Genomic DNA, 19,886 nt, shown 5'->3' with positions numbered 1-19,886 from the left:
CATCGCTTCATTGAACGCCAAACTCACAAGCCCCCTAACGCAAAGCAAAGGCTGCCCGCACCCTCCGCGGACAGCCTTTGCTTTTTCCTACCTACTTTTTACTTAGCCGCGCTCATACGATCATAAGCGCCTTTGTACGTATCGATCAGCTTCTGAACGCCCAGGTTGTTCATCTCTTGCACGTATTTATCCCAATCGCTGAGCGGACGGGAGCCGGAGACAAACTTCGCGAAGCTCTCTTCGCGGAATTTCTTGACGGCTTGGCCGGTGACGGACAGCACTTCCATCTCCTTCTCGTTGAACGCCGGTCTTGGCTGCATCGCGGCCGGGTCATACTTGCGGGCCTCTGTATAAGCCTTCTGCAGATCCGGCGTGAACAGCGACAGATGCGCGTCGTAATCGAACCAGGTGTAAGTTCCGCTTGTTGCCAGACCGGTTTTCTTGCGCATTTCCGTCAGGTCGGTGAACTCGGGCTTGAACTTCTTCTTGCCGTTCTCCACCGTATACGTCTCGCCTTCCTTACCCCAGCTGGCGATCGTGCGGCCTTCCTCGCTGTAGAAGAAGTCCATGTAAGCCATAATATCCTTCACGTTCTTGGACGTGGACGATACCGTCAAGCCGCCCTCGAGGAAATGCATGTACGGATTGAGCTGCTTCCCGCCAGGGAGCCCTGCCGGAGGAGCCATGAACTGCATGTTGTAGTCAGGCTGCTCTTTGCGCATCGCATTGTTGAAGAAGTCGACGCGGCTGATGTAGTCGATCGTGATGAAGGACTTGCTCGTGGACATCGCATCCTGCCACTGCTTCGTCTGCACAGTCAGGAAATCCGGCTGAATCAGCCCTTCCTTGACGAATTTATTCATCATCGTGACCATTTGCTTGTAATTCTCTTCCGTTGCACCGTAACGCCATTCCTTCTTGTCGAAGTCATAATAGACATCCTCGCCCGTCTGGAAGTTGGTCGCCAGATGCGCCATCATCTCATCCGGGATTTGTCCGAAGCGGAAGGAGAACGGATAGCTGTCCGGGTATTGCTCCTTCAGCTTCTTCATCACCGTATAAAGCTCGTCATAGGTCTTGGGAGGCGTCAAGTTATGCTTCTTGAAAATATCCTCGCGATACAGCCAGATCATCCGGTTCGTTTCGCCGAAGCCCTGGTTCGGAAACATGTACATCTTGCCGTCCGAGGCGGTAGCCGCCTTCGCTTCGTCGGGATATTTCTCGATCCATTTCTTCAGGTTCGGCATATCCTTCACATGATCCAGGATATTGACGAGCGCTCCCTGCTGGCCGTATTTATTGGAATCGTTTTTGCGGTTCGCCATGTAGATCAGGTCCGGCATGTTGCCGGAGGCGACGACCAAGCTGAGCGTGTCAGCCAGCTTGCCTGACGGAAGCTGCACGTTCAAGCGGACGCCGGTCTTCTCTTCGATCATATTCCATACCGGCCAGTCCTTGCTGTACGGGAAAGTTGCATTGTTGTCCAGCAGCGCCGTGAACGTTTTTTTCTCCTTCGGCTGGTTGGCAGGGGCGGTTCCGGCGTCTCCGCCTGTAGCGGCCGGTGCCGGCGCCGGCTGTCCGCTGCTGCAGGCAGCGGCCATACTGGCCAGCAAAGTAACGGTGAGCAAAGATGCAGCTTGTTTTTTCATATCGTACAATCTCCCCTTTGTCTTCTGTTATCGTACCAAACTTGTGAAGCGTCTACCACTCGGACCCTCAAGCCCGGACCTGAACGACCGGCTGCCCCGGTCTCCTGTCCTGCCGGATGCGCGGCTACCCCTTGACCGCGCCGATCATCACTCCCTTGACGAAGTATTTCTGGATAAACGGATAGATCACAAGGATCGGCAGCGTCGACACCATAATCGTCGCAAACTTGAGCGAATCCTCGACGATCAGATTGTCTCCGCCAATATTGGTAACCTCGCCGGAGCTGACGGTCCCGGCCAAGATGAGGTTGCGCAGCAGCACCTGCAGCGGGAACAAGTCAGGCTGGCGCAGGTACATGAGCGGGAAGGTGAAGTTGTTCCACAGCGCCACCGCGTAGAACAGACCGATCGTGGCGAATACCGCCATGGACAACGGCAGCACGATGCGGGCGAATATGCCGATGTCGTTCAGACCGTCCATCTTGCCCGACTCCTCCAGCTCCTTCGGAATGCCGAGGAAGAAGGTTCGCATGATGATCAGATTCCACGTACTGACGGCTCCCGGCAGCACCATGCTCCACACCGTGTCCACCAGACCGAGCGAGCGGACGACGAGGAAGGTCGGAATCATCCCTCCGCTGAAGAACATCGTGAACACGATCATCATCATGAAGCCCTTCTGGAACTTCATATCGCGGCGCGACAGCGCATAAGCCCCCATCGAGGTGACCACGAGCGCGATAGCCGTTCCCAGAGTCGTGTACAGGATCGTATTGCGGTAAGCCTTCCAGATGCTCGGGTCGCCCAGAACAACCTTATACATTTCGAAGTTCAAGCCCTTCGGCCACAAAAACACTTCGTTCTTGATGACATAAATATCCTTGCTGAGCGATACGGCCGCCATGTACAGAAATGGATACAGGGTGACGACGCATACGAACGACAGGATGATGACATTCACAACGGTAAACCAGCTGATTCTGTTTCGCTTCATTGCCTCTCGCCCCCTACCATAAGCTGTTCTCGCTGACTTTGCGGCTGACCCAGTTGGCCGAGACAATGAAGATCAGGCTGATGATGCCCATGAACAGATCGATCGCCGCCGCATAACTGAAGTTCCCCTGTACCAGACCGACCCGGTAGACGTAGGTGCCGATGACATCCGCCGTCTCATAAACCGCCGCGTTGTACATCAGGAACACTTTCTCAAAGCCGATCTCGAGCACCTTGCCTACATTCAGAATGAAGACGATAACGATCGCGGGCGCAATGCCCGGCAAAGTCACGCTTTTCATCTTCTGCCAGCGGTTTGCCCCATCCATATCCGCCGCTTCATACAGCTGGGGATCGACGGCCGTCAAGGCAGCCAGATAAATGATCGTCTCCCAGCCCAGATGCTGCCAGATTTCGGAGAGCACATAGATCGGTCTGAACAGACCCGGCTCCATCATGAAATTGACAGCCTCGAAGCCGAACATCTTGATAATCTGATTGATCAGCCCGCTTGTCGGTGACAGAAACATAATGACCATGCTCGCCACAATAACGTTCGAGATGAAGTGAGGCAAGTAGCTGACTGTCTGCACGAAGCGCTTGAACACGGCGCTCTTCAGTTCATTAAGAAGCAGCGCCAGCAGGATCGGGGCCGGGAAGCCGAATACCAGCTTATAGATCCCGAGCAGGAATGTGTTGCGCATCAGCAGGAAGAAATCCGGGTTCTGCAGAAACATCGTGTAATACTTGAAGCCGACCCAGTCGCTCGCCATGATGCCTTTAAATAGATTATAATTCTTGAAGGTGATAACCAGTCCGAACATCGGCGCGTACCTGAAGATCAGGAAGTAAATCAGGCACGGCAGGAACAGCAACCATAAGTATTTGGTTTTATGCCATTCTCTGACGATATGCTGCCGTCTGCGCTGCCATCCGCTGACGACGGGGAGTTGCTCGTCGCTAGTGCTCGTCAGTTCCATATATGCTTCTCCTCCGGTGCTAAAATTCACAGTCGCTTGCCATGAGGCCTTGCGTGCCGTAACCTAACGATAACAACCTCCGGGCCTGCTGCAAATCGTCCAGATTTCCGCCGTCTCCGCCCTTTTTCAGGAATATGAACGAATGCATACGAATAAGACAAAAGGAATATTGGGACGCAGACCAAGAGCCTATATAATGAAAGCAACCATAAAGCCTGTAGACAAAAGGGGGATGGCTTATGCGTTTCGTCTGGCCGGAGAAATGGAAGTTCCGCACCTTGTTTGCCAGGCTGCTTGCCAGCTTCCTGGCGATTATTGTGCTGCTCGCAGCCTTTAACTTCGGGTCCTTCCTGTATCTGAAGAGCAAAATTCACGACGAGATCGTCAAGTACAACGGTCTTAATATGAAGCACACGGCGGAGAGCTACGAAAACCATTTCAAGCTGACGCTGGACATGATGCTGAGCCTGAATCAGAACAGCGATCTGTCCGCCAATCTGAACGTGCTTCGCCAGCTGTCCGAGCAAGCCGGTTATGATAAAACCGTCAAAGTTCATACCGAAATCAATACGCTGCTGGCTAATCCGTTGCTGTATTACGAGAATATTCTGTTTTATTTCAAAAATGGGGATTACGTGCTGGAGAAGGAAGGGACGAGCGAGGCCAAGGATACGTTCGGCAAATTTTACGTCAGCCCCGACTACAAACCGGAGTTCTGGCGCCAGCAGTTCGACGGGAGTTATGTGTACCGGATATTGCCGGCATCCCAATTTTCCCAGAGTTATATGAACTCCGGCAAATCGCTGGGCCATCTGATTCCCGTCGTGCTGAAAAATTCGATGCACCGCGACCTGCTGTTCATCGTGATGCTGGACAGCAACCGGATGGCACGGACGCTGCACTACTCGCTGGAAAATCCTCTGCTCATCGTAGACGATCAGGGGCAGCTTATCTTCTCTTCGGACAGCCGCGCAGCCGCAGGGCAGCTGCCCTCGTTCACCGGAGATAGCTCCAGCCTCACTCAGAACGGCTATTATTACTTCCAGGAAAAAGGAAAATTCACCGGCTTCCGCTATGTGACGATGGTGCCGATCCAGAGCATTTCCTCGGAGCTGCTCCGGCTGAATCTGATCCTGATCACGCTGCTGGCCGTCACGATCGCCATCTCGCTGATGACCTCGATCTGGTTAAGCGTCCGGCTGAATACCCCGGTCCAGCGCCTGATCCAGGCCGTCGGCCAGTACCAGAGCCTTGACGGACCGCCGAATCCGAGCGGCATCCGGGAATTCCAGCTGATCGGAGAGCAGATCCGGCGGATGCATCAGGACTTGTCGGACAAAAGCTCGCTGCTTCGCTCCTATGCCTTCACCGACAAGCTGAAGCAGATTCGCACCAATCATGATGAGCTGAAGGATGTCGCGTTCCATCGCCCTTTTGTCGTCATCTTGTTCCGGCTCGAATTTTTCTCGGGTTTTCTGGATATGCCTCATATGAACAGGGAGCGAGTCACTTATTTTATCCGGGAATATATTCAGACCCATTTCTCCCAGATCCATGAGGACAACCTGACGTTTCAGATCGACAAGGATCAGATCCTTAGCCTGATCTTCCATGAGGAGGCGCCGGACGAATGGCTGCTGCCGCTTAAGGCCGTGTTCGACAATGACAAGGACTGGTGCCTGTTCACGATGGCGGTCAGCTCCTCCTATCGGGAAGCCTCTGACTTCGTCCTCGCGTATGAGGAAGCCTTGAAGCTGGCCGAAGGCCGGATGCCTTATGCGGAAACGCAATTGATACGCGTCGCGGCGCAGCGGCCGCTCTACCGGCTAACCGCCATGCAGCAGGAAGAACTGCAGACGAAGATTCGGGCCGGGAACGCGGAGTCGCTGCGCGAATGGATACGGGAGCAGCTCGAGAATTTGCAGAGCAGCGAGCAGACAACGTCCGACCTGCAGCGCTTTGTGAGGCATGCGGCCGAGCTGGCTATGAAGGAAGCGGAGTCGGCTGGCGTCAAAACGGAGGAGCTGCCCGGAGAAGCGGAGCTGCTGACTCAGACCGGGCAGTGCCACACGTACGAGCAGGCCCGCTTGCTGCTCGAGCATGTGCTGCTGCTGTGCGCGCAGACGATGATGGCCAAGAATGAAAACAAGGACCCGGTCATCGAGTTTGTTAAGGATTATCTGGACCAGCATCTGAGCGAAGATGTGTCGCTTGACTTGATGGCCGACAAGCTGAATTTGTCGCGCGGCTACCTGTCCACCTATTTCAAGGATAAGACCGGCATGAACTTCAGCGATTATTTGCACCGGGTGCGGATACGCAAAGCGCAATCCTTGCTGCTTGATCTGGAGCTGAAAATTCATGAGATCGCGCTGGAGCTCGGCTACCAGAACGTCAACTCGTTCATCCGCATGTTCAAACGCTATGCCGGCGTGACCCCGGGCGAATATAGAAAGCAGCAGTCCGGTCATAGTTAGGCCGGTCGAGCGGAGCACGGGGAACACAGACTAAAAAGCCTGACGGTTTTTATACCGTCAGGCTTGTCCTTATTTTCCTATAGGCAGAACTGCGCAGAAAGCGAGCGCGGCGCGTATCCGATGGGCCCGGTCCGGGCTTAACGGAAATCCGGCGGGATTCTCCGCGCTACCCCCGTCAGGATAGCCGCCTCGATAATCGCGTGGCGCACCTTGGTTACGACTTTATCATTGAAAATACTAGGGATGATATACTGCTCGTTCAGTTCGCTCTCGGTGACGACCGAAGCGATAGCCCGGGCGGCGGCCAGCTTCATCGGCTCATTGATGCGGCGTGCGCGGCAGTCAAGCGCTCCGCGGAAGATGCCCGGGAATACGAGCACGTTATTGATCTGGTTCGGATAATCGCTTCGTCCTGTGGCGAATACACGGACATGAGGAATCGCCTCATCCGGCGCAATCTCCGGGTTCGGGTTGGCCATCGCGAAGACGATGCTGTCCGCATTCATCTTCTGCACGTCCTCGCCGGTCAGCAAGCCTCCGCGCGATACGCCGATGAATACGTCCGCTCCCTCGATCGCTTCCTTCAGCGTGCCGGGCTCCGCTCCTACCTGCGGCTGCTCAGCCAGCCACTGCCACATCGGATACGAATACGTGCCTCCGCGGACGATTACGCCTTCCCGGTCGACCGGGACGAGCTTGGTGACGCCTGCGGCCAGCAGCATTTTGCAGATGGAGACGCCCGCGGCGCCGATCCCGTTCACCACTACGCGGACGTTTTCGATCCGTTTGCCTACGACCTTCAGCGCATTGAGCAGACCCGCGATGACGACGACGGCCGTCCCGTGCTGATCGTCATGGAATACCGGAACATCCAGCTCTTCGGCCAGCCGCGTCTCGATCTCGAAGCAGCGCGGGGAGCTGATATCCTCCAGATTGATACCGCCGAAGATAGGACTGATCGCCTTGATCGTCCGGATAATCTCTTCGGTATCCTTGGTGTCCAGGCAGATCGGGAAGGCGTCCACGCCCGCCAGCTGCTTGAACAGCATCGCCTTGCCCTCCATGACGGGAGCGGCGGCATGGGGGCCGATGTCGCCCAGACCGAGAACCGCCGTACCGTCCGTTATGACGGCAACCGTATTACGCTTTATCGTAAGGGAATAAGCTTTGCGCGGATTTTCATGAATGGCCGTACATACCCGCGCCACACCCGGTGTGTAGACGCGTGACAAGTCGTCGCGGTTTTTGATCGGAAGATTGGGCTGCATATTGATCTTCCCGCCCAGATGAACGAGAAACGTACGGTCGGATACGTTGATCAGCTTGATGCCGTCAATCGCTTTCAGCGCATCGACGACTTGCGCTTCTCCGGATTCGGCCACATCTACGGTAATATCGCGGACAGAGGACTCCTTGCCGGGACGGATAACGTCGATGGATGTAATATCTCCACCCGCTTTGCTGATCGTTGTTGCCACATCCCCGAAAGTCACCAACTCGTGATTAAGCTCCACACGCAAAATAACACTTGTCTGCGCCATACTTTTTCCTCGCTTTCGACCTAAAATGATGTCACGTTTAACATATATGACCTATGAATAGAACTATGTTACCATGTTGTCGTTTTTTTTGGCAAATGAAAAACAACTTGCACCCCGATTAGAAACATTTTTCACTTCGCCTTGCGAATGGAGGCCAGAGCGTTTTCCAGCATCTCTCCGTTCATCGGACCGGGATGCTTGGCCCGTATGATGCCCTGCTCGTCAATCACGAAAGTTGCCGGATAGGCCTGAACCCTGTACAGCTTGCCTACTGCTCCGTCTCGGTCCAGCGGGATCGGGAAGGTGAGCTCCCATTCGTCTACCCATGCCTCCACGACCGGCACGCTGGCTTCCGTCTGGGTTTCATTGACGCCGAGGATGACAACGCCGTTCTTTTCATTATTTGTATAAAACTGCTGCATATACGGCATCTCGGCCTGACAAGGCGGGCACCAGGTCGCCCAGAAGTTTACATACACGACGCTTCCCCGGTAATCCGAGAGCTTGAGCTCGCCTCCGCCAAGTAGGGACAGAGAAAAATCCGGCGCCTCTTGGCCGATATTCAGCCCTACCTTGGCGGCCGTACCGCTCCCGCCCGCTTCTTCCGGCTTGCCCGCAGAGCCCGGTTGGTTGAACACTGTGAACACAAGCGCGCATCCGATCCCAAGCACCAGCAGCCGCTGCGCCACAGTGCCCGCCGAGTAGTTCTTCCCCTTCATCAGCCATATCCCCAGGAAAATCGCCCCCAGCAAAGCGACGGACAGCCGCTCCGGCAAGATGTCGTCCCCCTGAACGCTGGTTAGCGCGCTATAGGCGACGTACCCCCCGAAAAGCGAAACGAGCAACGAATCTATGTAGACGGGTCTGCCGATCCGGCGTTTTTCGAGGGCGATCCCTACATAGAGTACTGCCGCCGCGGAAGCGAGCCAGGCCGAATAACGGCCTCCGCTGAAGTAGAGCAAGGACTCCGGATGGTTCCAAACTCCCGACAAATCCGTGAGCACCCAGCCCCACTTCCAGATCAGCAGCCAGAGCAAGGCGCCATTAAGCGCCGCCGCCGCGATGCTGCGGCGTTCCGGTTTGGCTCGAAGCCTAAGCTGCAGAACTCCGTAGCCCATGGCCGCAGCTGCCACAATGATCACCACATGGCGATGGAGGACCAGCGGTCCCCAGACCCAAGTATCCATGTCACTTCCGTCTCCCTTGTATTTTTGCCTTTGTTCCATTGTGAATCGTCGTACGTTACCTTGTCAACATGGACTCGGCCACGCACGCCTAACCTTAGGAACATGCGCGGCCTTGTTCAGGAGCACCACTCAACCAGAACCGCAGGAGGGCATGACATCTATGAAAAAAAAGCTCGTTGTTACGATTGTTACTGCAGCTATCTCCCTGAGCACGCTCGGCTCCTTCGCCGGACAAGCTCTTGCCGCCACCGGTACGATCGTGGGCAGCGTCAACTTCCGCAGCCAGCCGGACGCCAACGCATCCAGCTACGGCTATCTCAAGAAGGGCGAACGCGTCGACATCGTATCCAAAGTCAACAACTGGTGGTATAAGGTCAAGGACGATCAAGGACGTACCGGCTATGTCTCAACCAGCAGCAACTATATTAAAGTCAGCGGCTCCACAGGTTCATCGGGTTCTTCAGGCTCATCGGGCTCTTCCGCTAAAGATTCAAGCTCCGTGCGCAGCAAAGTGATTGCGGCCGGCAAAAAGTATCTGGGCACGCCTTATGAATATGCTTCCGACCGCAGCAACACCCGCACCTTCGACTGCTCGGACTTTGTCAGACAAGCCTTCAAGGTCGGCGCAGGCATCACGCTTCCAAGCGACTCGCGCAGCCAGGGCAGCTATGTGAAGTCTATCGGCAAAACAAGCACCAACTGGAAAAACCTGAAAGCCGGCGATTTGATGTTTTTCATGGAATACCGGGGAGGCAGCGCTTCGGCTTACCCGTCCAATACGTCGGGACAGCGTATCACGCATGTCGGCATCTATCTGGGTGACGGCAAGATCCTCCATACATACTCGAAAGAATCGGGCGGCGTCCGCATCGATACGATCAGCGGCAAGCATTGGGAGCATCGCTTTATCTTCGGCGGCAGCGCTCTCAAATAAAAAACAGGATACTCCAAAGCAGCGAGCCTTTAGAAGCGATTCTAAAGGCTCGTTTTTTAATTTATAAGCCACGATTATTATTCTATAACGATCCGATATTAAAAGTTTTCCGGCATGCACTATATAATAAAGTTGCTTCCATGAATTGGATGAAGCAGTTAAAACCCAAAGGAGGAATGGATTGTGAAAGCAGTGAAATACAAAAAGGCGCTCAGCGCGGCACTATGCGCCTTCATGCTGTGCGCCTCGCCCACGGCGGTGCTGGCGGACAGGCTCCCATGGTATGATCAGCAGTCGACAGTCACCGGCACCGGCGGAGCCGCTGCCACCGAGCATCCGCTTGCTTCGGCGGCCGCTATGCGCATCCTGCAGGCCGGAGGCAATGCGGTGGAGGCGGCTATCGCAGCTTCAGCCGTTCAAGGAGTGGTTCGCCCTTTCTCGGGAGGCATCGGCGGGGGCGGCTACATGCATATCTACCTGAAGGATACGAACCAATTCATTGTACTGGATCATCGCGACGTGGCGGCCAGCTCATTTGGTCCAAGCTCTTTCCTCGATGAGAACGGCAATGAATTTGCCGACGTAATCCGCGACAGCAGCGGTGTCGCAGTCGGTGTCCCCGGCATGGTCAAAGCCTGGGAGGAAGCTCTTCAGCTGTACGGCAGCGGCCAGCTTACGCTGAGCGACGTACTGCAGCCGGCCATCGAGGCGGCCGAAGACGGATTTTATGCCGATCATAACTTCATCCGCGAGATTACCGAAAACGCCGAACGATTCCGTGCCTTTACCTCCACTACCGATATCTACCTGAATCCCGACGGAAGCGTGCCCGCTCCGGGTACCTTAATGAAAAATCCCGACCTGGCCGACACCTACCGGCTGATCGCCCAACACGGCAGCAGCGTATTTTACCAGGGAGAGATCGGACAAGCGCTTGTCCAAACTGTCAATCATCCCCCTGTCTCATCCTCTCCCTCCTTCCAAGTCCTTCCCGGCAGCATGAGTATGAGCGATGTTCAGAACTACCAGACGCTGACTTATTCACCCCTGCACGTTAACTATCGGGGCTATGATATTTACGGCTTGCCTCCTTCTTCTTCGGCAGGAGCCACGATCGGAGAAGCGCTGAACATTCTGGAAGGCTATCCGCTCGCTTCCATGCCCCGCAGTACGGCGCTCCATTATTATCTGGAGGCTTCCCGGCGGGCCTTCGCCGACCGTAATGCCTATCTGGGCGACCCTAATACCTTCAGCGGCCCTATGCCGATCTCAGGGATGCTGTCCAAAAACTATGCGGAGCAAGTCCGGCAGGAGATTACGGAGCGAGGAACCCAGCGTATCGTCGATGCGGGAAATCCGTGGCCGTTCGACGCCAACCCGCAACTCCAGGCTCAGCCGCTTCCGTCCAGAGGGAAGCAGATTTTCGCCGCTGATTTTGCCGGAACGGCCAACGGTTCGCCATGGGACGATACGGGCAAGTTCGCCACAGGCTTCGGCATCGGCTCCGGCTCTCCCGGAATCGGGGTAACGATGAGCGTATATAATGAAGCGGGACGCATAGAGCTGCCCGGCGCTCAGTACGGTTACGCCCGGGCCTCGTCCGTATCGGCTCCTGTGTATGACAGCGAGGTGCTGCTGCGCTTCAAGCTCGATGAGCTGGGCGGCAACCGCAATCTGCGGGTATGGCTGAGAGCGGACGACTGGAACAGCACTTCCGCTCCGCATAACGGCTACGGCGTTGAGATCAATACAGCCTCCGACACGATCCGCATGATCCGGACGCGGGACAGCAACGGCGTATACGGTTTGTCTACTGCCAGCCACGCCCGGACCACGGATTGGCAGTGGCTTCGCTTCCGCGTCGAGGGAGATCAGTTACGTGTGCGGATTTGGAAGGACGGCGAGCAAGAGCCGCGGGACAGCTGGACGCAGTCGCTCCAAAGTCAATCGGTCAACAGCAAGGGAACCTTTATGCTGAGCGCCGTTGAGCTTACAGGAGCTGCCGAGGGCGGCGGCATCCAGGTCGACGATATTCGCGTAACGGAGCTGAACCCCGCTTCGTTAACCGCCGATTTCTCTCAGGCTGCCAACGGCGCAAGCTGGGACAGCACGAATCTGTTCACAACTAACGTCGGCATCGGCTCCTCCAATCCGGGCACCGGAGGCGTGATCGATATCCAGGATGGGATCGGGCGCATGTATGTCGATAAAACGAAGTTTGCGTATGCCCGGGCTACTTCGGTGATGAATGCCGTCTATGACAGCGAGCTGCTCGTCAAATTCAAAATGGATAGCCTGGGGGCTGACCGCAACCTCCGTCTGTGGCTGAGGGCGGACGGCTGGAACAGCACCTCCGCTCCGCATAATGGCTACGGCGTCGAGATCAACACCCAGTCCGATACGATCCGGCTGCTGCGCACCCGGCAGAGCAACGGCATCTACGGGTTGACGACCATCGATCATCCAAGGACGACGGACTGGCAGTGGCTCCGCTTCCGCGTGGAAGGCAATGTGCTGAAGGTGCGTCTGTGGAACGACGGACAACCGGAGCCGGTAGACTGGCTGCATCAGAGAACTAACGGAGATGTGACGGCTCCCGGCAAATGGATGGCCAGCGCAATCGAGCTGACCGGGGGCACCGGTATCCAGGGCGGCAGCTTCCTGATCGATGAGCTGAAGGTGTACAATCTGGATGCGGTCAATACACGCGAATCGACGATTCATCTCACCGTCTCCGATGCAGACGGCAATATCGTAGCTTACACGCATACGTTGAATTCGATCGGCGGCAATGCGATGGTTGTACCCGGCTACGGTTTCTTGCTCAATAACGGCCTGAATACCCGCGTGCCTTCCAGCAGCCCGGAGGGACATCCGAATGCTCCGCGGCCGGGCATGCGGTCCTTGAGCAGCATGTCGCCGACCATCGTGCTGCAGAACGGCGAGCCTGTGCTCGCGCTCGGTTCGCCGGGCGGACAGACGATTCTGACTTCCGTCCTGCAGGTGCTGATTAACCGGCTTGATTTTGGAATGACTTTGCCGCAGGCTGTAGCCGCTCCAAGGTTGTCGCAAAATAACGGCAATGCTTACGGACGAACGCTGATCGAGCCTGAAGTGACCGCCATGCCGGAGTATGAACAGCTGCGCCAGCTTGGCCAGCCCTTCAGCATATCGGGGCTCACCTACGGAATCGGCTCAGTCAACGCGATTGCCTTCCTGCCGGACGGTCAGGTGCAGCCCGTATCGGAGCCGGTCAGACGGGGCGGAGGCAGCGCCATGGTCGAGAGCCTTTATCCGCCCGCCTCACCCTAACTGTTACTGGCGCCCTTGATCCAAGCAACTCAGCAAGTCAAGCAGCATGCGGCCTTCTCCGCAAGGAGAACCGCATGCTGTTTTGCTGCGTACAGCGGGCAAGCAGCTTCGTCTGTCGGGCACGTTCTTCCAAGGATACTCCGGTTTCCGAGAAATAATAAAACGGCTTGCGGATATGCTCCGCAAGCCGTCAAGCCGTTATCTCAAGCCGTTATCTTTAAAGCGCAGCGCGTGTCAGCGGGATATCCGCCATCGTGAGCAAGCCCGTCAACCCGCTGTCGTAGAGCGTTTTGGCCGTGTTGACCGCCACATTCACCGTTGCCGTATCTCCGAATATCCCTTCCGGCACGACGAAGACCAGTCTTCCCATATCTTCCGTCTCCAGCACGATCCGGTCTTCTTGCTCGACCTCCACCGACATGATCAGATCCAGCTCGATCGGAATTCCCTGCTCGGTCTCCCCCCGGGTGTTTTGATGCAGCCCGCTGACTTGTCCGCTTCTCAGCTCTCCTAGCGCCAGCGTCGTGTCCACACTGGAGATGGTCGGCTCGATCGTGTTGCGGACTTCGGTCAGGTTCAGCTTCAGTCCGTAGGCAATCAAGCGCAGCGACTCTTCCAGCCCCACATGGCCTATTTTCTCCTGCCGGGCCAATTCACGGAAGGCTTCCGGCGTCATGCCGATGCCGACTTTCCTTTGCAGCGGAATACGGCGCTTGGACACATCCACCCTGCGGAAGATGCTGATTCGCTTGATCGCCTGCGAGACAGTAGTCGCGAACAGCGTCATCGCATCCATAATATAGCCCGGATTAACACCAGTCCCGATTACAAATTTGTTTTTCGAGCGGGCATATTCATGAATCTCCGCAGACAGCTCAGGATAGCGATGCCAAGGGTAGGATAATTGCTCGCAGGTAGATACGACCGAGTAGCCTTCATCAAGCAGCAGCTTGATCTGCGGCCATACTTGAGCAAGATTCGAGCCGGTGGCGTGCAGAGCCACCTTGGAGCCTGCGGCATCATTGCCCGCGATTTCCCGGACGTTCGAGACGACTTGAATGCCTGCCGGCGTGCTGCCTGTCAGCTCGCCCGCGTCCTTGCCTATTTTCTCCGGATCGATATCTACGGCTCCGATCAGGCGGATCGTCGGGCTGGCCAGATAGCTTTGCATCATCTTGATGCCGATCGGCCCCAGACCATAAGAAATAACATTCATTGGTTGTGCGCGCATGTGTTCATGCCCCTCTCCCTTAATATGGTTCCACTGTACCACCAGGGAGATGAAAGCAAAAATACGGAAAAATTATATTTTCATAAGCCTGGCTTATAAAACGGCGGTTGTTCACATGGCTGCCGGATGGCTGTCGCCGACAGATTCCTTTAAAATTCGCAGGGCCGCTTCCGTAATCAGGCTGGGATGCGTGTTATTCCAAACAGCCGAAATCGAGCTGTACAGCGCCATATTTTTGATCGGAACCGCCTTGATATCATAAGAGCCGAGCAGTTGAAGCATATCTTCAGGCATTAGCGTAATCCCGATTCCGTTGGAGATCAGATTCGCTATCGTCAGTATCTCCGGCCCAACGCCTATCGTTTTGGGAACGAAGCCGGCGGTAAGACAGGCATGCTCCAGCAAGTAATACAGAGAAGGCGAATGTTTGGGATCATAATGAAGGAAGGTTTCGTTTTTGAGGTCAATGAGATCGATCTCCTCTTGCTGGGCGGCCGGATGCTTGCCTGACAAGGAAACATGCATAGGATGCTTGGGAAACTCCATCCAGCGAAGGGGCTGCTGGATCGTATGCTTCTGATCAATGGGCGTACGGATGAAAGCTAGATGATACTCGCTTTTTTGGACGAGTTCGATGGCCTGGGTAGAGGTAGTTTCCTTAATATAAAACTCGATTTGAGGATGTTCTTCTTTCAACCTTTTCAGCAGGTACGGCACCATATTGCTGGCCGCCGAAGGTACGGTTGCGATGCGGATCGTCGTCTGAGGCACCGCTCCCTCCGCCTTCAGCTCCTTCAAGGTCGATTCGATATTTTCAAATGAAGGCAGCAGACTCTTGAACAGGTACTCCCCTTCGGCTGTCAGCATAACGCTGCGCGTCGAACGGTACAACAGCTTGAAGTTCAGCTCTTTTTCCAATAATGTGATCTGCTGGCTGAGCCCGGGCTGCGAAATATGCAGCTTCTGAGCAGCTTGACTGAAGTTCAAGTATTTGGCAATCTCCATAAAATACCTCAGTGACAAATAGTTAATGTTCATTTTGCCCGTCCTCCAGGAAAATGGATATAAATATGACTGGAATTTATAGGTCCATATTATACCACTAACCTCCCATTTTGTAACCAAATGCTTAAGTTTGGTTCTCTTTATCAAGTCATGTTTATGTTACACCTATTTTATGAAAGCGATTAAAGTAATAAATGAAGGGCTTTCATAATTATTACTTATAAGTATATAAGCAGAATGTCATTAAAACCTGCTGACTGGAATGTTATAATTTATAACATTCAAACTATCTTTCACTTATTTTCAAGGAGGACAGAGCGTGAAGCCAATTATCGGAATTACCTCTAATATTCGCGAAGAAAAGCTGCTGACCACCGGGATAAGCAATGTGCGCGCGATCGAACGTGCTGGCGGAGTGCCGGTTGTGCTTCCAAACCTTACCGATGAGCAGGCTGTGATGCGTATAGCCGGCATCGTGGATGGCCTGCTCGTGACAGGCGGCGGAGATATTGACCCTTCCTTCTTCGGAGAGGAGCCGCTTCCGGCCCTGGGCGAGGTATGCCCCGAACGGGACTTGTTCGAGCGGATGCTGATTAACCGGCTGCTCGAGCTGGATAAGCCCATGCTCGGCATATGCCGCGGATGCCAGATGATCAATGTATCGGCAGGCGGGTCTTTGTACCAGGATATTTACTCCCAGCTTGGAAACGGGCTGCTCCAGCATACTCAGAAAGCCCCCCGCTCCCATACCTCCCACTGGGTGGAGGCGACGGATTCATCGCTGCTGCACCGCATCGTAGGAGAAACCCGCTTCAAGGTCAACACCTTCCACCATCAGGCGATCAGGACCGTACCGGAAGGCTTTAACATCTGCGGCTATGCAAGCGACGGCATTGTCGAGGCATTCGAGAGTCAGCGGCACCGCTTTGTCCTCGGGGTGCAGTGGCATCCGGAAAATCTGGCCGGACGCGACGACGTTTATTCGCTGCAGCTATTCCGCGCATTGGTCCAGGCTTGTACGAATTAGTCGCTGGACAGCAGAGCAAGCGCTGCCTGTCACCGGAATATTCCAAACCAAGTATTAGGGGGACTCGAGAATGCGCTTTATCAAAAAATGGGCTGTAGGCGCGGCCGTACTGAGCATGGTATTGACCGGATGCAGCAAGGATGCGGCGGTTACCGGTGATTCCCCGCAGGGACCGCGCCCTCTGACGATCGCTCTACCGACGGAAATCAAATCCATGGATTTGTACGCACACAATGATTTCGTCTCCTGGATGGCGGCGGCCAATCTGTATAACGGTCTGCTCAAGCGCAGTCCGAAGGGCGAGATTGTTAACGATCTCGCGGACAGCTACACCAAGATCAACGATACGACCTGGGAGTTTACGCTGAAGAAGGGCGTCAAATTCCACGACGGCAATGAGCTGACCGCGGAGGACGTTAAGTTCACGCTTGAGCGGGCCACCAAGGATAAGACGCTCAATGAGGGCACCGCCTTCAAGTCCATCGCCGAGGTCAAGGTACTGGAGCCGCATAAGCTCCAGGTGCTCACTCAAAAGCCCGATCCGCTGCTGCTGAGCGTTGTGGCGCGCACCAGCGCCGTCATCTACCCCAAGAAATACATAGAGGAGAAGGGTGCCGATTACTTCAACGAGCATCCGGTCGGCACCGGCCCCTATAAGTTCGTAGAGTGGAAGCGCGGCAGCCACGTGACGATGGAGCCTTACGCCGATTACTTCGAGGGCGCGGCCAAGGATTGGAGCAAGCTGACCTTCCGCATCGTGCCCGAAGCGACGACCCGCGTCGGCGAGCTGCTGACCGGCGGCGTCGATCTCATTCCCGGCGTAGCCAGCAACGACTGGCCGCGTATCAAGGGCAACGCGACCACCGAGCTCGTGTCCGCCAATTCCAACCGCGTCGCGATTATTGTCCCCAAAGCTGCGCCCGGGACGCCGACAGCCGACAAGCGAGTCCGCGAAGCGATTGAGCTGGCGATCGACAAGAAGCTGATTATCGACAAGCTGCTTGGCGGGGATGCGAGCCAGACGCGTACACGCGTTACACCCGGAAGCTTCGGCGCCAACGAGAAGCTGTTCAATACTTCGCTGACCGACGTCGAGAAAGCGAAGCAGCTGTTAAAGGATGCCGGCTATGCCAACGGGCTGCAGTTAACGATGCAATCTTCCAACGGCCGTTACGCCAAGGATAAGGAAGTCGCCGAGATGGTCGTCGGCATGCTGGCTGCCGTAGGCATCCAGGTCAAGCTGGAGCTGATGGAGTGGAACAGCTATCTCGAATTGCGCAATGCCAATAAGGTCGGCGATCTGCATATGGTCTGGTTCGCCAACTCCTTCTATGACGCTCATATTATGATCGGCGAGCACCTGACCGGTTCCCGCTCGATGGAGAAACTGGGCTATACGAATCCCCAGCTCAAAGAAATCCTCACCAAAGCCGAGAGCAACATGAACGAAACTGAACGTGCGGCGCTGTATAAGCAGGCTCAGGAGATTGAAGCGGAAGAACGCATGCGCATTTATCTGTACTTGGAGCATAACACCTACGGAGTCAACAAGGCGGTCAGCTTCCAGCCTAGGCTCGATGAAATGATTAAGGCTTATGAAATCAAGCGCAAGTAACACGTCCGATCCACTTACCCGCAGGGAGCAGTCTGGAAATAAGGAAGTGAACGAATGAGACAATATGCCGCCCGACGCTTGATTCAGATGTTACCCGTTTTATTTATCATCGTGGCCATCGTGTTCGGTCTGATGTATCTGTCCGGCGACCCCGTAATTTTGATGCTGCCCGAGGATGCAACGGAGGAGGACCGGGCAGCGCTGCGACAGGCTCTTAATCTGGATAAGCCTTTCTACATTCAATTCGGCACTTATCTGTGGAATGTGCTGCAGGGCGACTTCGGCAAGTCGTTCCGCTATAACCAGGATGCGCTTGGGCTCGTCCTGGAACGGCTGCCCGCCACCTTCCAGCTTGCGGCCGTCTCCATGATCATCGCGATCGCGATTGCAATTCCTCTCGGCATTCTGTCCGCGACCCGACGCAACTCCGTACTTGAGCTGTTCGTCACCACCGGCACCGTACTAGGCAAAGCTATGCCTCACTTCTGGGTCGGCATCATGCTGGTGCTGCTCTTCGGCATCGAGCTGCAGTGGTTTCCGGTTTCCGGATCGGGTACCCTGGCCCATATGATACTGCCGGCGCTTACGCTGGGCACCTCGGTCTCGGCATATATCGCCCGGCTGACGCGCTCCAGCCTGCTGGAGTCGCTGAATCAGGATTACGTCCGGACTGCCCGAAGCAAGGGGCTCCGCCCTTCGCTCGTCGTCTACAAGCACGCGCTGCGCAATGCGCTGATCCCGGTGGTCACGATCATCATGATGCAGACGGGCGGGCTGGTCGGAGGAGCGCTGATCACCGAATCGATCTTCGCCTGGCCAGGCCTCGGGCAGCTGCTGGTGCAATCGATCAATGGCCGGGATATGGCAGTCGTGCAAGCCGCCATCTGCGTCATCGCTCTGCTCGTCATTGCGATGAACCTGATTACGGATTTGCTTGTAGGCTGGCTCGATCCACGCATCAAGTACAGATAGGAGTGTGCGCCGATGATATCCAATACGCAGGAGGCGCCCGTGCGCCCGCAGGAACTGGTCCGGGCATCCGGCCGGATAGGCAAGGCCGCGCCCAAGTGGCTGAGGCTTCTGCTTCAAAGCAAGACCGGGACCATCGGCTTCGTGATTCTGACGCTGGTGACCTTGACGGCGCTGCTCGCTCCATGGCTGGCGCCTTACGATCCGAACGAGCAGCATGTCGTGGATATGCTGGCGCCGCCTTTCTGGCTGGAAGGCGGCAGCTTCAAGTATATACTCGGCACGGACAATCTGGGCAGGGATCTGCTCAGCCGGCTCATCTACGGCGCGCAGGTTTCCCTGTTCGTCGGCTTCTTCTCCGTCGTCGTTGCCGGCTTAATCGGACTGGCCGTCGGCCTCGTATCCGGCTATTACGGAGGCTGGCTTGACAATGTATTCATGCGGATCGTCGACGCCTTCCTGGCGATTCCCAATATTTTATTCACGCTCGTTATCCTGAAGCTGACCGGCCCCGGGCTGATGACCCTGATCGTCGTACTGGGCGTAACCAATTGGGTCGTCTATGCCCGCGTCATCCGCAGCGAGGTGCTGAGCGTCAAGGAGAGGGAGTTCGTGCGGGCGGCACGCTCGATCGGCGTCCGGGATACCGTGATTATGGTCAGGCATCTGCTTCCTAACATCTTCTCCTCCTTCAGCGTCATCGCGACGCTCAGCATGGCGACTACGATAATTGCCGAGGCTTCGCTCAGCTTCCTGGGCCTGGGGATTCAGCCGCCTACGATATCCTGGGGCGGAATGCTGAGCTCCGGAAGGGAATATCTGGCCACCAACTGGGCTCTGGCTACTTTTCCCGGCATCGCCATTACCTTGACCACACTGGGCATTATTTTTCTGGGCGATTGGCTGCGCGATGTATTCGATCCCCGCTCGAGCGAGCTGTAGGCTAAGACGAACCTGGGAGGCTGC

The 19,886-nt window shown here is 55.6% G+C and carries 14 protein-coding genes; 7 read left to right on the top strand and 7 right to left on the bottom strand.

Annotated features, from left to right (window positions below; all coding sequences use genetic code 11):
* Positions 1-98: 98 nt before the first annotated feature.
* The 3 genes from BLR08_RS19665 to BLR08_RS19655 all read right to left on the bottom strand — a co-directional run bounded on the left by BLR08_RS19665 (position 99) and on the right by BLR08_RS19655 (position 3,622).
* Positions 99-1,649 carry an extracellular solute-binding protein gene (locus BLR08_RS19665; protein ID WP_072333819.1) on the bottom strand — a complete coding sequence of 517 codons (1,551 nt, stop codon included), beginning with the start codon at positions 1,647-1,649 and terminating at the stop codon, positions 99-101.
* 124 nt (positions 1,650-1,773) lie between these two features.
* Complete coding sequence (locus BLR08_RS19660) at positions 1,774-2,643, bottom strand: carbohydrate ABC transporter permease (RefSeq protein ID WP_072333816.1); 870 nt, start codon at positions 2,641-2,643, stop codon at positions 1,774-1,776.
* Between the two features lie 13 nt (positions 2,644-2,656).
* The gene (locus BLR08_RS19655; protein ID WP_083537365.1) at positions 2,657-3,622 is read right to left on the bottom strand and encodes an ABC transporter permease; all 966 of its coding nucleotides are present in this window, start codon (positions 3,620-3,622) and stop codon (positions 2,657-2,659) included.
* 239 nt (positions 3,623-3,861) lie between these two features.
* Here BLR08_RS19655 and BLR08_RS19650 point away from each other — a divergent pair, with 239 nt between their 5' ends.
* Positions 3,862-6,099: a helix-turn-helix domain-containing protein gene (locus BLR08_RS19650; protein WP_072333813.1), complete on the top strand. Its 2,238-nt coding sequence runs from the start codon at positions 3,862-3,864 to the stop codon at positions 6,097-6,099.
* A 137-nt stretch (positions 6,100-6,236) separates the two neighbouring features.
* Here BLR08_RS19650 and BLR08_RS19645 read toward each other — a convergent pair whose 3' ends face one another.
* Positions 6,237-7,640 carry an NAD-dependent malic enzyme gene (locus BLR08_RS19645; protein ID WP_072333811.1) on the bottom strand — a complete coding sequence of 468 codons (1,404 nt, stop codon included), beginning with the start codon at positions 7,638-7,640 and terminating at the stop codon, positions 6,237-6,239.
* Between the two features lie 131 nt (positions 7,641-7,771).
* Entirely contained in the window at positions 7,772-8,827 is a 1,056-nt protein-coding gene (locus BLR08_RS19640; protein ID WP_072333807.1) for a peroxiredoxin family protein, read from the bottom strand.
* Between the two features lie 160 nt (positions 8,828-8,987).
* On the opposite strand from BLR08_RS19640, the gene BLR08_RS19635 reads away from it, so the two are divergent.
* Together BLR08_RS19635 and BLR08_RS19630 are read left to right on the top strand one after the other, a co-directional pair.
* The gene (locus BLR08_RS19635; protein WP_072333804.1) at positions 8,988-9,761 is read left to right on the top strand and encodes a C40 family peptidase; all 774 of its coding nucleotides are present in this window, start codon (positions 8,988-8,990) and stop codon (positions 9,759-9,761) included.
* 183 nt (positions 9,762-9,944) lie between these two features.
* Positions 9,945-13,073 carry a gamma-glutamyltransferase gene (locus BLR08_RS19630; protein ID WP_072333801.1) on the top strand — a complete coding sequence of 1,043 codons (3,129 nt, stop codon included), beginning with the start codon at positions 9,945-9,947 and terminating at the stop codon, positions 13,071-13,073.
* A 217-nt stretch (positions 13,074-13,290) separates the two neighbouring features.
* On the opposite strand, the gene BLR08_RS19625 is transcribed toward BLR08_RS19630, so the two are convergent.
* Both BLR08_RS19625 and BLR08_RS19620 read right to left on the bottom strand, forming a co-directional pair.
* A complete protein-coding gene (locus tag BLR08_RS19625; protein ID WP_072333798.1) occupies positions 13,291-14,304 on the bottom strand; it encodes an NAD(P)H-dependent amine dehydrogenase family protein in 1,014 nt (337 codons plus the stop codon).
* 111 nt (positions 14,305-14,415) lie between these two features.
* The gene (locus BLR08_RS19620) at positions 14,416-15,342 is read right to left on the bottom strand and encodes a LysR family transcriptional regulator (RefSeq protein WP_072333795.1); all 927 of its coding nucleotides are present in this window, start codon (positions 15,340-15,342) and stop codon (positions 14,416-14,418) included.
* Positions 15,343-15,628: 286 nt separating this feature from the next.
* Between BLR08_RS19620 and BLR08_RS19615 the strand changes: the two genes are divergently transcribed.
* The 4 genes from BLR08_RS19615 (at position 15,629) to BLR08_RS19600 (ending at position 19,862) form a co-directional block, all read left to right on the top strand.
* Positions 15,629-16,336 (top strand): gamma-glutamyl-gamma-aminobutyrate hydrolase family protein, encoded by a 708-nt coding sequence (locus BLR08_RS19615; RefSeq protein WP_072333792.1) that lies wholly within the window; start codon positions 15,629-15,631, stop codon positions 16,334-16,336.
* Between the two features lie 70 nt (positions 16,337-16,406).
* Positions 16,407-17,951: an ABC transporter substrate-binding protein gene (locus BLR08_RS19610; protein WP_072333789.1), complete on the top strand. Its 1,545-nt coding sequence runs from the start codon at positions 16,407-16,409 to the stop codon at positions 17,949-17,951.
* Between the two features lie 54 nt (positions 17,952-18,005).
* Positions 18,006-18,923: an ABC transporter permease gene (locus BLR08_RS19605; protein ID WP_072333786.1), complete on the top strand. Its 918-nt coding sequence runs from the start codon at positions 18,006-18,008 to the stop codon at positions 18,921-18,923.
* A gap of 12 nt (positions 18,924-18,935) precedes the next feature.
* Positions 18,936-19,862 (top strand): ABC transporter permease, encoded by a 927-nt coding sequence (locus tag BLR08_RS19600; protein WP_072333784.1) that lies wholly within the window; start codon positions 18,936-18,938, stop codon positions 19,860-19,862.
* Positions 19,863-19,886: the final 24 nt, after the last annotated feature.

It is taken from the genome of Paenibacillus sp. cl123 (genome assembly GCF_900101595.1).
GTDB lineage: Bacteria > Bacillota > Bacilli > Paenibacillales > NBRC-103111 > Paenibacillus_G.
Note: the sequence above shows the minus strand (reverse complement) of the source record. Positions and strands in the feature narration are given on the sequence as shown.

Excerpts from the sequence above, each read along its gene's own strand:
- BLR08_RS19665 (WP_072333819.1), bottom strand. The coding sequence starts at position 1,649 with ATGAAAAAACAAGCTGCATCTTTGCTCACCGTTACTTTGCTGGCCAGT.
- BLR08_RS19660 (WP_072333816.1), bottom strand. The coding sequence starts at position 2,643 with ATGAAGCGAAACAGAATCAGCTGGTTTACCGTTGTGAATGTCATCATC.
- BLR08_RS19655 (WP_083537365.1), bottom strand. The coding sequence starts at position 3,622 with ATGGAACTGACGAGCACTAGCGACGAGCAACTCCCCGTCGTCAGCGGA.
- BLR08_RS19650 (WP_072333813.1), top strand. The coding sequence starts at position 3,862 with ATGCGTTTCGTCTGGCCGGAGAAATGGAAGTTCCGCACCTTGTTTGCC.
- BLR08_RS19645 (WP_072333811.1), bottom strand. The coding sequence starts at position 7,640 with ATGGCGCAGACAAGTGTTATTTTGCGTGTGGAGCTTAATCACGAGTTG.
- BLR08_RS19640 (WP_072333807.1), bottom strand. The coding sequence starts at position 8,827 with ATGGATACTTGGGTCTGGGGACCGCTGGTCCTCCATCGCCATGTGGTG.
- BLR08_RS19635 (WP_072333804.1), top strand. The coding sequence starts at position 8,988 with ATGAAAAAAAAGCTCGTTGTTACGATTGTTACTGCAGCTATCTCCCTG.
- BLR08_RS19625 (WP_072333798.1), bottom strand. The coding sequence starts at position 14,304 with ATGCGCGCACAACCAATGAATGTTATTTCTTATGGTCTGGGGCCGATC.
- BLR08_RS19620 (WP_072333795.1), bottom strand. The coding sequence starts at position 15,342 with ATGAACATTAACTATTTGTCACTGAGGTATTTTATGGAGATTGCCAAA.
- BLR08_RS19610 (WP_072333789.1), top strand. The coding sequence starts at position 16,407 with ATGCGCTTTATCAAAAAATGGGCTGTAGGCGCGGCCGTACTGAGCATG.
- BLR08_RS19605 (WP_072333786.1), top strand. The coding sequence starts at position 18,006 with ATGAGACAATATGCCGCCCGACGCTTGATTCAGATGTTACCCGTTTTA.
- BLR08_RS19600 (WP_072333784.1), top strand. The coding sequence starts at position 18,936 with ATGATATCCAATACGCAGGAGGCGCCCGTGCGCCCGCAGGAACTGGTC.